The organism is Pseudomonas sp. GW821-FHT09E12 (assembly GCF_059416085.1).
This window is the reverse complement of sequence record NZ_JBWKOM010000006.1, coordinates 72,574-85,955: the sequence shown is the minus strand read 5'-3', so window position 1 is coordinate 85,955 and position 13,382 is coordinate 72,574. Positions and strand designations below refer to the sequence as shown.

11 protein-coding genes are annotated in these 13,382 nt (G+C 63.0%); 7 read left to right on the top strand and 4 right to left on the bottom strand.

What is annotated here, in order from left to right:
- Positions 1 to 115: 115 nt before the first annotated feature.
- Entirely contained in the window at positions 116 to 1,735 is a 1,620-nt protein-coding gene (locus AC07PQ_RS18610) for an FMN-binding glutamate synthase family protein (protein WP_007930530.1), read from the top strand.
- Positions 1,736 to 1,801: 66 nt separating this feature from the next.
- Positions 1,802 to 2,086, top strand: coding sequence for a putative quinol monooxygenase (locus AC07PQ_RS18605; protein ID WP_007923147.1), 285 nt, complete (start codon positions 1,802 to 1,804; stop codon positions 2,084 to 2,086).
- A 22-nt stretch (positions 2,087 to 2,108) separates the two neighbouring features.
- Here AC07PQ_RS18605 and AC07PQ_RS18600 read toward each other — a convergent pair whose 3' ends face one another.
- The 3 genes from AC07PQ_RS18600 to AC07PQ_RS18590 are packed head-to-tail and all read right to left on the bottom strand — an operon-like array spanning position 2,109 to position 4,931.
- Positions 2,109 to 3,617 carry a glucosyltransferase domain-containing protein gene (locus tag AC07PQ_RS18600; RefSeq protein ID WP_493186142.1) on the bottom strand — a complete coding sequence of 503 codons (1,509 nt, stop codon included), beginning with the start codon at positions 3,615 to 3,617 and terminating at the stop codon, positions 2,109 to 2,111.
- A gap of 1 nt (position 3,618) precedes the next feature.
- The gene (locus AC07PQ_RS18595) at positions 3,619 to 4,560 is read right to left on the bottom strand and encodes a glycosyltransferase family 2 protein (protein WP_007923144.1); all 942 of its coding nucleotides are present in this window, start codon (positions 4,558 to 4,560) and stop codon (positions 3,619 to 3,621) included.
- Positions 4,557 to 4,931, bottom strand: coding sequence for a GtrA family protein (locus AC07PQ_RS18590; protein ID WP_007923142.1), 375 nt, complete (start codon positions 4,929 to 4,931; stop codon positions 4,557 to 4,559). Before AC07PQ_RS18590 ends, AC07PQ_RS18595 begins: the two co-directional genes overlap by 4 nt.
- A gap of 371 nt (positions 4,932 to 5,302) precedes the next feature.
- On the opposite strand from AC07PQ_RS18590, the gene AC07PQ_RS18585 reads away from it, so the two are divergent.
- Positions 5,303 to 5,899, top strand: coding sequence for a papain-like cysteine protease family protein (locus tag AC07PQ_RS18585; protein ID WP_087090097.1), 597 nt, complete (start codon positions 5,303 to 5,305; stop codon positions 5,897 to 5,899).
- Between the two features lie 10 nt (positions 5,900 to 5,909).
- Positions 5,910 to 6,509 carry a hypothetical protein gene (locus tag AC07PQ_RS18580; protein ID WP_007923139.1) on the top strand — a complete coding sequence of 200 codons (600 nt, stop codon included), beginning with the start codon at positions 5,910 to 5,912 and terminating at the stop codon, positions 6,507 to 6,509.
- A gap of 121 nt (positions 6,510 to 6,630) precedes the next feature.
- Here the strand turns inward: AC07PQ_RS18580 and AC07PQ_RS18575 are convergent, their stop codons facing one another.
- Entirely contained in the window at positions 6,631 to 8,052 is a 1,422-nt protein-coding gene (locus AC07PQ_RS18575; protein WP_493186143.1) for an amino acid permease, read from the bottom strand.
- A gap of 581 nt (positions 8,053 to 8,633) precedes the next feature.
- Between AC07PQ_RS18575 and AC07PQ_RS18570 the strand changes: the two genes are divergently transcribed.
- The 3 genes from AC07PQ_RS18570 (at position 8,634) to AC07PQ_RS18560 (ending at position 13,380) form a co-directional block, all read left to right on the top strand.
- The gene (locus tag AC07PQ_RS18570) at positions 8,634 to 11,741 is read left to right on the top strand and encodes a transglycosylase domain-containing protein (protein WP_007923134.1); all 3,108 of its coding nucleotides are present in this window, start codon (positions 8,634 to 8,636) and stop codon (positions 11,739 to 11,741) included.
- 281 nt (positions 11,742 to 12,022) lie between these two features.
- Complete coding sequence (locus tag AC07PQ_RS18565) at positions 12,023 to 12,598, top strand: PadR family transcriptional regulator (RefSeq protein WP_007923131.1); 576 nt, start codon at positions 12,023 to 12,025, stop codon at positions 12,596 to 12,598.
- Entirely contained in the window at positions 12,595 to 13,380 is a 786-nt protein-coding gene (locus tag AC07PQ_RS18560) for a siderophore-interacting protein (protein WP_493186144.1), read from the top strand. Before AC07PQ_RS18565 ends, AC07PQ_RS18560 begins: the two co-directional genes overlap by 4 nt.
- Positions 13,381 to 13,382: the final 2 nt, after the last annotated feature.

Here is a 13,382-nt window from a genome sequence, read left to right as displayed (position 1 = left end):
CTGTGCGCACACTGGCTGCGCCACAGCCGTTCTCTACAACAACAAGATCGTTGGCCACACAAGAAGAATGAGTACCCAAAAACGAAATCTATAGAGTCCGAACCAAGGAAACCGTATGAGCCTGTCCCTCCTGAGCCGCTACGCCTTCTTTGCTGCCTGCGTGATTTTCACCCTCGCCAGCTTGCCCTTTCTCGAACATGACTGGCTCTGGCCAATCACCCTGGTCACCTTCCTGCTCAGCCTGCTGGGCATTTTCGACCTGCTGCAAAGCCCCCACGCGGTGCGCCGCAACTACCCGATCCTGGGCAATATCCGCTACCTGGTAGAAGGCATCCGCCCGGAAATCCGCCAGTACCTGCTGGAGTCCGACAGTGACGCCCTGCCCTTCTCCCGGGCCCAGCGCTCGCTGGTCTATTCGCGGGCCAAGAACGAAAGCGCCGACAAGCCGTTCGGCACCCTGATCGACGTCTACCAGTCGGGTTTCGAATTCATCGGCCACTCCATGCGCCCAGCGCCCCTGAGCGACCCGAGCACCTTCCGCGTCACGGTCGGCGGCCCGCAGTGCAAGCAACCCTACTCGGCCTCGGTGTTCAACATCTCGGCCATGAGCTTCGGCTCCCTCAGCGCCAACGCCATCCGTGCCCTCAACCAGGGCGCCAAGCTCGGCAACTTCGCCCATGACACCGGCGAAGGCAGCATCAGCCCCTACCACCGGGAAAACGGTGGCGACCTGACCTGGGAACTGGGCAGCGGCTACTTCGGCTGCCGCACCAGCGACGGCCATTTCGACCCGGAGCGCTTCGCCGTGCAGGCGCAGAACCCGCAGGTGCGGATGATCGAAATCAAGATGAGCCAGGGCGCCAAGCCCGGCCACGGCGGCATCCTGCCCAAGCACAAGGTGACCCAGGAAATCGCCGATACCCGCGGCATCCGCATGGGCGAGGACTGCATCTCGCCATCGAGCCACAGCGCCTTTTCCACGCCGATCGAAATGATGCATTTCATCCAGCAGCTGCGTGAGCTGTCCGGCGGCAAGCCCGTAGGCTTCAAGTTCTGCCTCGGCCACCCGTGGGAGTTCATGGGCATCGCCAAGGCCATGCTGGAGACCGGCATCCTCCCTGACTTCATCGTGGTCGACGGCAAGGAAGGCGGCACCGGCGCGGCACCGGTGGAGTTCACCGACCACATCGGCGCGCCGATGCGCGAAGGCCTGCTGTTCGTGCACAACACCCTGGTGGGCCTGAACCTGCGCGACAAGATCAAGCTCGGTGCCAGCGGCAAGATCGTCAGCGCCTTCGATATCGCCAGTGTGCTGGCCATCGGCGCCGACTGGGCCAACTCGGCGCGCGGCTTCATGTTCGCCATCGGCTGCATCCAGTCGCAAAGCTGTCACACCAACAAATGCCCGACCGGCGTCGCCACCCAGGACAACCTGCGCCAGCGCGCGCTGGTGGTGCCGGACAAGGCGCAACGGGTGTTCAGTTTCCACCGCAACACCCTCAAGGCCCTGGCCGAAATGCTCGCCGCCGCCGGCCTGAATCACCCGTCGCAACTGGAAGCCAAGCACCTGGTACGGCGTATGTCGGCCACCGAGATCAAGCTGTTCTCGCAGCTGCATGTGTTCCTCAAGCCCGGCGAATTGCTCACCGGCGCGGTCAGCGGCGAGTTCTATTCGCGCATGTGGCAGCTGGCGCGCGCCGACAGCTTCGAGCCCAACAGCGAAGCCGCGGCCTGACCGGCCACCCTCGGCGCCCCGCCGCAACGGCGGGGCGCTATCCATCATGCAAAGGATGCAACCCCAGTGCTCAAAGTCATCGCCGAAGACTTCATCAAGCCCGAACACCTCGACACCGTGCGCCCCTGGTACGCCGAACTGGTGGAGAAAACCCGCCAGGAGCCAGACTGCATCGCCTACGACCTGTTCGTCGACCAGCAAGACCCGGGGCACTTCATCTTTATCGAACAATGGCCAGACCGCGCGGCGCTCGAGGCCCATTGCCAGACCGAGCACTTCACCCGCCTGGTGCCACAGATCAACGCCTTCCAGGCCAGGGAATGCCGTGTGCTGCTGATGGATCAGTTCTGATCCAGCGGATAAGCCCGGCGCCTCACCAATGCAACGTCTTGATCGGCGCCGGTTCCTTCATGACGATAAAACCGTAATCGCCCAGCAGATAGATCCGGTAGTAGCGGCTGTCCACCAGCGGTGGATAGCCCTGGTAACCGACCAGGGTCGCATTGCGCCGCTCCCTTTCCGCGACCACGTTGGTAATACCCACCTTGGGCAGGTTCTCGGCCAGCATGAAGAAGTCGATGTTCAGCAGGTAGTGCAGCACCGGCATCTGCTTGAACGAGCCCGCGGCCGCCAGCAGCCAGTGATCGGAATAGGTCACCGACATATAGATGCGCTTGGCCTCGCGCAACGGCCGGTGGCCGGTGATGTCGCGCTCAAGGCTCGACAGCGCGCTGGCCACCAGGGTTTTCTGCACCGTCAGCACCCGGCCATAGGCGAACGACAGCGACAGCATCGCCAGCAGCGGCACCATCAGCAGCAGCGGCAAGCGCTCATGCAGCGCCGCCAACGCCAGGTGGCTCAGATAGAACAGCAGCACCCACAACACCGCGAAGCCCATCAAGGTCCGGGCGCCTTCATTGAAGTCGCGGAAAAACAGCGCGATCCCCGACACCAGCACAAGCACCAGCGGCAATGCCAGCAGGCAGACCAGGGCCATCATGACTTTTTTCAGGCCGCTGTCCGGCCGCAGGAACAAGTTCGCCCCCAGCCGCACGCAACCGGCCAGGGCGCACAGCGCCAGCGCGGCGAACACCCAGGCGAACCCGCCGTGAAACAGCAGCACGACTTTTTCCAGCACCCTGGCGATGTTGACTTGCAGTTGCAGCAAGGGCTGCGCCGACCCATTCAGCAGCAAGGTGCGGGTCTGTTCCATGAAGGGGTAGGCGGTGACGCAATAGATCATCCAGCCCAGGGCCGCCTGGGCGATCTTCCAGCCGATCATTTCCCACCAGCGCGGCCAGGCACTCTTGTCATTGGCGCCGCGGATCACCTCCAGGCAACACAGGCCCAGGAACACATTGATGCTGATCTGATACAGCCCGATGGCCAGCGCCACCAGCAAGGCCGGCACCAGCCATTGCAGTACGCGGTACGGGTTGCGATAGGTGATGGCGTAGATCACCGCCACCAGGCTCAAGGCCATGGCCGGGCCGTCGTATTGATACGACAGGTTCTGCAGAAAGAACGGGTTGTACCAGAGCGGCAACAGCACCAGGCAGCAGGCCGCCGTCGGCTGCGGGTAGTAATGGAACGTCAGGCTGGTCAAGGCCGCGGCCATGGCGACCGTGGCGATCAGCAGCGGCAAGGGAAAGATGTTTGGCGCAGCATGGCTGAAGGTCAGGGCGTTGTAGAACAGCTCGGTAAACAGCCGCCCCTGCTCCGTCCAGGCAGTGCCGGCCGACAGCGAGCGCCAGTTGTCATCGATATAGGGAAAGTCCGCAAGGATCAGCGGCAGCACATACAACAAGGTGGCGCACAGAAAAAACAGCCAGGCCTGGCGACGCCCGAGTTCCCCGCTGAGCAAGCTGCCCATTCTGTCCATGCTAGAGCCCCAGGCGGTCTTTGCCGCCGATGACGTCCTTGATCACGTAGCGCGGCCGATGCTTGGCCTCGATGTAGATACGGCCGACGTACTCGCCGAGGATGCCGATGCCGATCAACTGCACGCCGCCGAGAAACAGAATGGCGGTCATCAACGAAGGGTAGCCGGGCACGCTGTTGCCGAAGAAGATCTTGTCCAGGACCATGTACACCGCGTAGAGCACAGCGAAAATCGAGATGCCGCCACCGATGTAGGTCCACAAGCGCAACGGCACGGTGCTGAACGAGGTGATGCCTTCCAGCGCCAGGTTCCACAGTTTCCAGCCATTGAACTTGCTCTTGCCCGCCACCCGTCCGGCGCGCTCGTATTCCACCACCACCGTGGTGAACCCGGCCCACGACAGGACGCCCTTCATGAACAGCTGATGCTCGGGCAGGGTCCGGATCACATCGACCACCTTGCGATCCATCAGCCGGAAGTCGCCGACGTTCTCCTCGATCCGGGTGTAGGCGATACGGTTCAGCAGGTGGTAGAACAGCGCCGCGCTGCTGCGCCTGAGAAAACTGTCGGCCGTGCGCCTGCGGCGTTTGGCGAGGACCACATCGGCGCCCTTCTGCCATTCCTCGATCAGCCGCGGGATGACACTGATCGGGTCCTGCAGGTCGACGTCCATGGGAATCACCGCATCGCCGCTGGCGTGCTCCAGCCCGGCGAACAACGCCGGCTCCTTGCCGAAGTTGCGCGAAAAGTTGATCAACAGCACCTGATCGTCCATCTGCGCCAGGGCCTTGACCTCTTCGGCCGTGCGGTCGGAACTGCCGTCGTTGATAAACACGATCTCGACTTCGCCCTGCTCGAACCGCAACTCGCGACGCACCGCCTGGTAAAACAGGCCGATGGCCTGCTCTTCATTGAAGACCGGAACGATCAGCGAGATCTTCATCGTTCACACTCGCGGAACACCAGGTACTTGGCGAACAGAAAACCCGCCACCAGGCTCAGGGCGGAAAACACCAGCACCGTCAGCAAGCCGGGCAGCCGCCACACATCCCCGGCATGCCCGACACCCAGGCTCAGCGCCCCCATGCCCCCCAGAAACAGCAGATAACCGCCGACCGACGCCCTGGCGGCGAAGGTGAAGCGCGCATTCATATAGAAAGAAAACGACGCCGCGACGCAAAAGGCCGCCAGGTTACTGAGCGCCTGGCTGAGGCCCGCCACCAGGCTCAGCAAAAAGAACACCAGCCAGTGGATAAAGGTGTTGGCGATGCCGATCACCGTGTATCTGGAGATTCCCTTCCATAAGAGTCTCATTGGTGACTCTCCCGCGTTGAATGTTGCTCAACTTGTATGGCAGGTTTTTCTGCCCATCGATTGGCGAAATCGCTGATCCGGCGGTCTTTCAGACGTGTGGCATCCAAGCCGGTCTGCATGGGGCCGTCGTCGTGCAAGCCCCCTCCCAGGCCTTCTCTGTCCTGATTGCCTACCCACAACAAATTGCACCAATGCATATTTAAACTTGCACCAATGCATATTGCAGCTAAGGTTACCCCTGAGCCCGACCGGAGCAGGCCATCGAGGATGGCGAACCCTACAGGCCGGTCACGGGCTTGCGAAAAACGCTGCATCGCCACACGCAACAACGACACAAGCTGGACGCTTGTTTTCACTCATGGAGGATGAAAATGTTAACCCTTGAAGACACACCCTTTACCCGTACAGGTCCTGCCGAGGCACTGCCACAGTGCCTGGTCGGCACCCTGCTCAACGCCGGACTGAGCGAAGTCGACGACAGCGCGGAACACGCCGCCCTGGCCGCCAGCCTCAACTTCAGCATTCAGCAGCAAACCCAGACCAACTGGTGCTGGGCCGCGCTGTCGGCCTCGGTCGGCAACTTTTACCGCACCGGTTCCTGGACTCAATGCGGGGTCGCCAACACTGAACTGGGGCGCAATTCCTGCTGCAACCAGCCGGGGCCGTGCAACGTATACGGCTACCTGGACTCGGCCCTGCGCACCACCCGCAGTTTTGGCGGCATGAGCCAGGGCTCGATCCAACTGTCGGCCATCGACAACCAGATCAACATGGGACGCCCCGTTGGCCTGCGCTGTGCCTGGTTTGGCGGCGGCGCGCACTTTCTGGCGATCTATGGCACCAACGGCAGCTACCTGCTGATTGCGGATTCCATCTACGGCTATTCGACCCGTGCCCTGAACACCTTCCCCCGTTCGTACAACGGCGGCGGCAACTGGACCACCACCTACTTCACCCGGAAAAACTAAGGAGGGCAGCATGCAACTGACTTATCCCAAGGCACCCGCCAACGGCGCTCAGGTACTGCGCCCGGCTCTCCAGGCGGCCCTGCAGAGCAAAGGCTTCGGCGTCAACCGCCAGTTCGCCCAGGCCACCGCCAGTAAAGTGAGCCTGTCCGAGCCCTACCGCGGCTACTCGCTGAGCCTGGAAGACCTGGCCCAGGGCAAAGGCCTGCAGCAGGCCACGCTGGGGGACTGGCATTACCTGGTATTCAGCGACGGAGTCTCGATTGCCGACGCGCAACTGGCGGAAGTCGCCGGCCAGGTCGAGTTCTCGTCGCTGAACCACGGCGCCCTGGCGTCGGCCACGGTCAATGCGCTGAACCTGGCGGAAAAGGCGCCGCACCTCAAAGGCCGGACCTTCGAGCTGCGAGTGTTGTTTGTCTCGGCGCTGCATGTCGCGGCGATCTGGCTGCACGCCAGCGATGAAGACGTGCTGATCCCCATCGAACCAACGCCCAAGCACCTGGCGAGCACCAAGCTGTACAGCGAGGCCGCGTTGCTGGCCCTGCTGGCGCCCGCCGCGCAACAAGCGAAAGCGGCGTTCGATGCGGACACCACAGGGCTGTTGGGGAGCTGACCGTTCACCGGGCTGCGGTGAACGGGCGATTGCAACACTAAAACCCGGAACCGCAGAAACAGCGCCCGCATAAAAAAGCCCCGGTCACTGACCGGGGCTTTTGGTTTTATCGCCTATGGCGTTACGACGCCGAACGCACCGCGCCCTGTTGGGCATTGTTCGGTTGCAGCTTGAACAGGTAGAACAACGCCGTCAGCAGCACCAGGAACGCCGGCCCCACATACAGCGCCACGCGGGTGTCCGGGAAGTAGGCCATCAGCCCCACCACCAGCACCAGGAACGCCAGGGCCAGGTAGGAACTGACCGGGTACAGCCACATGCGGTACTTCAGGCTGGCACGTTCCGAGGCGCTCAGACCTTTGCGGAACTTGAGCTGGGCCAGGAGGATCATCACCCAGGTCCAGATCGCGCCGAAGGTGGCGATGGAGGTCACCCAGACGAACACTTTCTCCGGCACCAGGTAGTTGAGCAGCACGCCCAGCAGCAAGGCGAAGATCGACAGCAGCAGCGCGCGACGCGGCACGCCGTTGTTCGAGGTCTTGGCAAAACCGGCCGGGGCCTGGCCGTTCTGCGCCAGGCTGTAGAGCATGCGCCCGGTGCTGAAAATGCCACCGTTGCAGGATGACAGCGCGGCGGTGATCACCACGAAGTTGATGATGCCGGCGGCGGTCTTGATGCCCAGGCGCTCGAAGGTCATCACGAACGGGCTGCCCTGGGTGCCGATTTCGTTCCACGGGTAGATCGACAGGATCACGAACAGCGCGCCCACATAGAACAGCAGGATGCGCCAGAACACCGAGCCGATGGCGTTGGGAATGGTCTTCTGCGGGTTGCGCGCTTCACCGGCGGTGAGGCCGATCATCTCCACGCCCAGGTAGGCGAACATCACCATCTGCAGGGACATCAGCACGCCGGTCACGCCGTTGGGCATGAAACCGCCGTGGGTCCACAGATTGGAGATGCCCAGCGCCACGCCGTCATTGCCGAAACCGAAGGCAATGATGCCGACGCCACCGATGACCATGGCGATGATGGTGACGATCTTGATCAGGGCGAACCAGAACTCGAACTCACCGAAGGCCTTGACCGCGATCAGGTTGATCGAGCCCATGCTCACCAGGGCCGCCAGGGCCCAGATCCAGCGCGGCACATCGGGGAACCAGATGCCCATGTACACCGCCACCGCGGTAATTTCCGCGACACAGGTCACCAGCCACAGGAACCAGTAGTTCCAGCCGGTGAGAAAGCCCGCCAGCGGGCCGAGGTAGTCTTGCGCGTAACGGCTGAAGGAACCCGCGACCGGGTTATGCACGGCCATCTCGCCGAGGGCGCGCATGATCACCAGAATCGCCAGGCCGCCGAGGATGTAGGACAGCATGATGGCCGGGCCGGCCATTTCGATGGCCTTGGCCGAACCGAGGAACAGGCCGACGCCGATACAGGCGCCAAGCGCCATCAAGCGAATATGCCGTTCGCCGAGTTCGCGTTTCAGCGGGCCGCCTTGAGCGGTCTCGCCTTGGGGCAGGTGGTTGCCAACTGGCATAGGGATACAACCTCATCTTGTTATTGGATATGAGCCACCGAGTCTGTGAGGCACGGATGGATAACCCGTGCCAACCAGATCGGATCGACCTTGTGGGCCGACACGTCTTGTAGGACAAACCCTGCAAAATCAGTGGGGTGTGCAGTATAAAAAGCTGACGACAGACTTTTTCACTCTATAAACAGCTAAATTCAGAGAGAAATCTCGGTATTTTCGGGTTTTACCGAGTGGCATTACCTGGAATTTTCGCCGTTTGTCATTTTTGAACGGCGCCGAGTATTGCACAGCCATGGTGCAGCGTCATGCCCCTACCTAGGACCTATTTACTGGTCGCGATGGCTCTATCTCAAGCTTCTTTTGCCTCGCCCCATGCCCTGTAGGAGCGAGCTTGCTCGCGATAAACCCGAGGGCGCCGCGATGCTTTGGATACACCGAGCCATCGTTGACGACCATCGCGAGCAAGCTCGCTCCTACAGGGGGAGATGAATGCTTTCAGGTCGCGCACAAATTTTTCACCATTGCCTACCACCGTCTAAGCTTCAGACAAGTCCGATCAATCTGCGTGAATGGATCAGTCGACTATGGGTGCTTTGCGACAGACCGATTCGAGTAAAAAAGTAGTGCCAACTGATCGCGTGGAAGAAGCGCCTATCCCTGAGAAATCCCATTCAAGCCGGCTTTGGTGGCGGCTGTTCTGGCTATTGCTGCTGATGGCGCTGATCGCCCTGGGCTTTGCCGCGTCCAAGGAAATGCGCACCTCGAAACTGCAGGCGCGCGAGCTCAGCAAGTTCGCCGCGGACCTGAACTATTCCATGGTGCCCGGCCCCAGCGATGCCATCGTCTACCCCGGCGCCGGGCCCTTCGACAAGCGCCTGGGCTACAGCGCCCTCGATGATTTTCTGGCGCGCCTGCTCAAGCGCGGTTACGTGGTGGAGGCCCAGACCCGCTTCTCCCCCGCCTTGATGAACTACAGCGAAAACGGCTTCTTCGTACCCTATACCGAGAAGATTCAGGCCGGGCTGTCGATCACCGATTGCCGCGCGGCGCCGCTCTATCAATTCAAGTACCCGCAACAGCTCTATTCGAACTTTGCCGCCATCCCGCCGGTGATGGTGCGCAGCCTGCTGTTCATCGAGAACCGCGAGTTGCTCGACCCCGACCAACCCCTGGCCAACCCGGCGGTGGACTGGCCGCGCTTCGCCAAGGCCGCCTGGTCGCAAGTGGCCAAGCTCCTGCACTTGCCAGGGCAGACAGCGGGCGGCAGTACCCTGGCGACCCAGCTGGAAAAGTACCGGCACTCGCCGGACGGCCTGACCGTGTCCGGCGCGGAAAAGATCCGGCAGATGATTTCCGCCAGCGTGCGTGCCTACCAGGGCGGCCAGCAGACCCTCGAGGCCCGGCGGCGCATCATTCGCGACTACCTCAACAGCGTGCCGCTGTCGGCCGTGCCCGGCCACGGTGAAGTGCATGGCATGGCCGAAGGGCTGCGGGTCTGGTACGGCGCCGACTTCGCCCAGGTCAACGAGCAACTGGCGAGCACCGCCAGCGATCCGCAGAGCCTGGCGCAACGCGGCCTGGCCCTGCGCCAGGTGCTGTCGTTGATGATCGCCCAGCGCCGGCCTTCGCATTACCTGTCCAAGGGCCGCCGGGAACTGGCCGAACTCACCGACAGCCATATCCGCGTGCTGACCCAGAATGGCGTGATCGATGCGCCGCTGTCGGCCGCCGCCCTGGCCAGCAAGGCCACCTTCCGCGACTGGGTGCAGCAACCGACGATCCAGCCGATCGAAACCAACAAGGGCATCAGCGTCGCCCGCAGTCGCCTGGCCGGCTTGCTCAACCGGCCGCTGTACGACCTCGATCGCCTCGACCTGTCCGCCACCAGCACCCTGCAAAGCGACCTGCAACGCCAGGCCACCGAGTACCTCAAGCACCTGGCCGACCCGGTGTTCGCCGCCGAGATTGGCCTGCTCGGCGAACGCCTGCTGACGCCGACCAGCACCACCCAGGTGCGCTACAGCTTCACCCTGCTCGAGCTGACGCCGGACGGTTCGCGGGTGCGGGTCCAGACCGACAGCACCGACCAGCCCTTCGACATCAACGAAGGCAGCAAGCTGGAGTTGGGCTCCACCGCCAAGCTGCGGGTCCTGACCACCTACCTGCAGATCATTGCCGAACTGTACGAGCAGTACGGCGCCGAAACCCCGGCGGTGCTGAAGAAAGTCGAGATCGCCGAACAGGACCGCCTGAGCCGCTGGGCCGTGGACTACCTGATCCAGAACAGCGACCGCAGCCTGCCGAAAATGCTCGAGGCGGCCCTGGACCGCAAATACTCGGCCAGCCCCGGCGAGAGTTTTTTCACCGGCGGCGGGCTGCACACCTTTCATAACTTCCGCAAGGAAGACAACGGCCGCATGCCGACCCTGCGCGACGCCCTGCGCGAGTCGATCAACCTGCCCTTCATCCGCCTGATGCGCGACCTGGTGCGCTACAGCACCTATGCCGGTCCGAGCAACAGCGCCAACCTGCTCAAGGACGACGGCGACCCGCGACGCCAGGAATACCTGGCCAAGTTCGCCGACCGCGAGGGCACTTCTTTCCTCCTGCGGTTCTGGAAGAAATACCGCAACAAGGACACCCAGGCGCGCCTGGACACCTTCCTCGACAGCATGCACCCGACGCCGATCCGCCTGGCGGCCGTGCACCGCTACCTGCTGCCGGAAGCCAGCCAGGAGAGTTTCAACAGTTTCGTGCGCTCGCACCTCAAGGGCGCCAAGCTCACCGAGAAACTCACCGACGAACGCCTGGACAAGCTCTATTACAGCTACGGCCCCGGCTCCTACGACCTGCCCGACCAGGGCTACATCGCCAAGGTGCACCCGCTGGACCTGTGGCTGCTCGGCTACCTGCTGAACCACCCCGACGCCAAGTTCAGCGAGATCGTCAAAGCCAGCGAATTCGAGCGCCAGGAGGTCTACAGCTGGTTATTCAAGAGCCGGCACAAGAGCGCGCGGGACAGCCGCATCCGCACCATGCTGGAGATCGAGGCGTTCCTCGACATTCATCAGCGCTGGCAGAAAGTCGGTTATCCGTTCGACCACCTGGTGCCCTCACTGGCGACCGCCATCGGCAGTTCCGGCGATCGCCCTGCGGCGCTGGCCGAACTGGTCGGCACCATTCTCAACGACGGTGTGCGCATGCCGACCCTGCGTATCGACAGCCTGCATTTCGCCGCCGATACGCCGTATGAAACCAAGCTGGTCAACGACCCGGCCGAGGGCAAGCGGGTGATGCCTTCGGAAGTGGCCACGGCGCTGCGCGGCGCCCTGTCGCAAGTGGTGGATGCCGGTACCGCCAAGCGCCTCTCCGGCAGCTTCAAGCTGGCCGACGGAACGCCGCTGGCCATGGGCGGCAAGACCGGCACCGGCGACAACCGTATCGAGGCCATTGGCTCCGGCGGGCGGATTCTCAGTTCGAAATCCATCAACCGCACCGCCACCTTCGTGTTCTATATCGGCGAACACCACTTCGGCACCCTGACCGCCTATGTGCCGGGCGTCTCGGCGCAAGCCTTCAAGTTCACCTCGGCCTTGCCGGTCCAGGTGCTCAAGGGCATGGCGCCGATCCTCACGCCGTACCTGCAACCGGGCAGCAATACCCAATGCCTGGGCAGCCTGGCCCAACGCTGAAACCTCCCCCCGCAACGTAGCCGCCTGTAGCCGCTGCCGAGGCTGCGATCGGCTGCCTAGCGGCCGCAAACCGGGCAACCCCGTTGCTCCAGGTACCACTGCGGAGGCCGTTTTGCGAGGACTGCGTCCTCGATCGCAGCCTCGCAGGCTCGGCAGCGGCTACGGACTGTCTCGATTCTCTCCCTCTGCGACAAATGGCTGGTGTGGCCAGCACGGAAGTACTTGCGCGGCGATTAAGATATATCTTAAGTTATGTCTTAACCGCACAGGAGAAAGAGAAAATGAGAGAACACCACCACCCCCACCGCGAGTACGGCGACGGCCACGACGGTTTCGAAAAACGCCCCGGGCGCGAACGCGGCGGCCGTGGCCCGCGGGTCTTCGCCCCCGGCGACCTGAAGTTGCTGTTGCTGGCGCTGATCGCCGAGCAGCCGTGCCACGGCTACGACCTGATCCGCCAGATCGAAGGCATGTTCGATGGCGCCTACAGCCCCAGCCCGGGCGTGATCTACCCGACCCTGACCTTCCTCGAAGAGAGCGAACTGATCAGCGGCGACGCCGAAGGCGGGAAAAAACGCTACAGCGTGACCGAGGCCGGCCGTCTGTCCTTACAGGACCAGGCGATTGCCCTGGATGGCGTGCGCATGCGCATCGACGTCAGCAAGCGCTCGCTGCGCGGCCACGATCGCCCGGCGGAAATCCACGAGGCGGTGCACAACCTGCGCCACGCCCTGCAGATGCACCACGGCCGCTGGAACCCGCAAGAAATACTGCGAGTCCGCGACCTGCTGAACAACACCGCCCGCGCCATCGTCGACGGCCCGGCCAACCCTTCTGCTCAGGAGTCAGCTGAATGACCGTAGACAATTCGCCATCGATTCATCGAGTCAGCCACGAGATCAAACGCCGCCGCCTGGAAGTGCTGCGGGTGGTCGACCTGACCCCGCGCATGCGCCGCATCACCCTGGGTGGGCCGGAACTGGCCGGTTTCATCAGCCTGGGCAGCGACGACCATATAAAGCTGCTGTTCCCGCAGAACGCCGAACAGCAGGCGGCCCTGGAAACCCTGGTGCTGGGCCCGGGCAAGGACAACGGCGCGATGCCGGCCATGCGCGACTACACGCCACGACGCTACGACCTGGACATCGGTGAACTGGATATCGATTTCGTGCTGCACGGCGACGGCCCTGCCTCGACCTGGGCCGAGCAGGCCAAGCCCGGTCAGTTCCTGCATATCGGCGGGCCGCGCGGCTCGATGATCGTGCCGGACATCTTCGACAGCTACCTGCTGATCGGCGATGAAACCGCGCTGCCGGCGATTGCCCGGCGCCTGGAAGAATTGCCGGCCGGGCGCCGGGTGCTGGCGGTGATCGAGATCCAGGACGCCGCCGAGCGCCAGGTGCTGCAGAGCGCGGCGCAGGTCGAGGTGATCTGGGTCGAGCGCGACGGCGACCAGCAGGACCTGATCGGCACCGTGCGCGGGCTGCAGGTGCCGAGTGGCAAGCTGTACGCCTGGGTAGCCACGGAAAGCAAAGTCTCGCGGCAGATTCGCCGGGTGCTGCTGGACGAACACCGGCTCGACGACGAGTTCGTCAAGGCCGCCGGTTATTGGCGCCTGGACAGTAGCGAAGAAGAGTGACG

What these genes read in the sequence shown, in the direction of transcription:
- AC07PQ_RS18560 (WP_493186144.1), top strand. Translation starts at nt 12,595, where the DNA reads ATGACCGTAGACAATTCGCCATCGATTCATCGAGTCAGCCACGAGATC.
- AC07PQ_RS18570 (WP_007923134.1), top strand. Translation starts at nt 8,634, where the DNA reads ATGGGTGCTTTGCGACAGACCGATTCGAGTAAAAAAGTAGTGCCAACT.
- AC07PQ_RS18610 (WP_007930530.1), top strand. Translation starts at nt 116, where the DNA reads ATGAGCCTGTCCCTCCTGAGCCGCTACGCCTTCTTTGCTGCCTGCGTG.
- AC07PQ_RS18565 (WP_007923131.1), top strand. Translation starts at nt 12,023, where the DNA reads ATGAGAGAACACCACCACCCCCACCGCGAGTACGGCGACGGCCACGAC.
- AC07PQ_RS18585 (WP_087090097.1), top strand. Translation starts at nt 5,303, where the DNA reads ATGTTAACCCTTGAAGACACACCCTTTACCCGTACAGGTCCTGCCGAG.
- AC07PQ_RS18600 (WP_493186142.1), bottom strand. Translation starts at nt 3,617, where the DNA reads ATGGACAGAATGGGCAGCTTGCTCAGCGGGGAACTCGGGCGTCGCCAG.
- AC07PQ_RS18580 (WP_007923139.1), top strand. Translation starts at nt 5,910, where the DNA reads ATGCAACTGACTTATCCCAAGGCACCCGCCAACGGCGCTCAGGTACTG.
- AC07PQ_RS18590 (WP_007923142.1), bottom strand. Translation starts at nt 4,931, where the DNA reads ATGAGACTCTTATGGAAGGGAATCTCCAGATACACGGTGATCGGCATC.
- AC07PQ_RS18595 (WP_007923144.1), bottom strand. Translation starts at nt 4,560, where the DNA reads ATGAAGATCTCGCTGATCGTTCCGGTCTTCAATGAAGAGCAGGCCATC.
- AC07PQ_RS18575 (WP_493186143.1), bottom strand. Translation starts at nt 8,052, where the DNA reads ATGCCAGTTGGCAACCACCTGCCCCAAGGCGAGACCGCTCAAGGCGGC.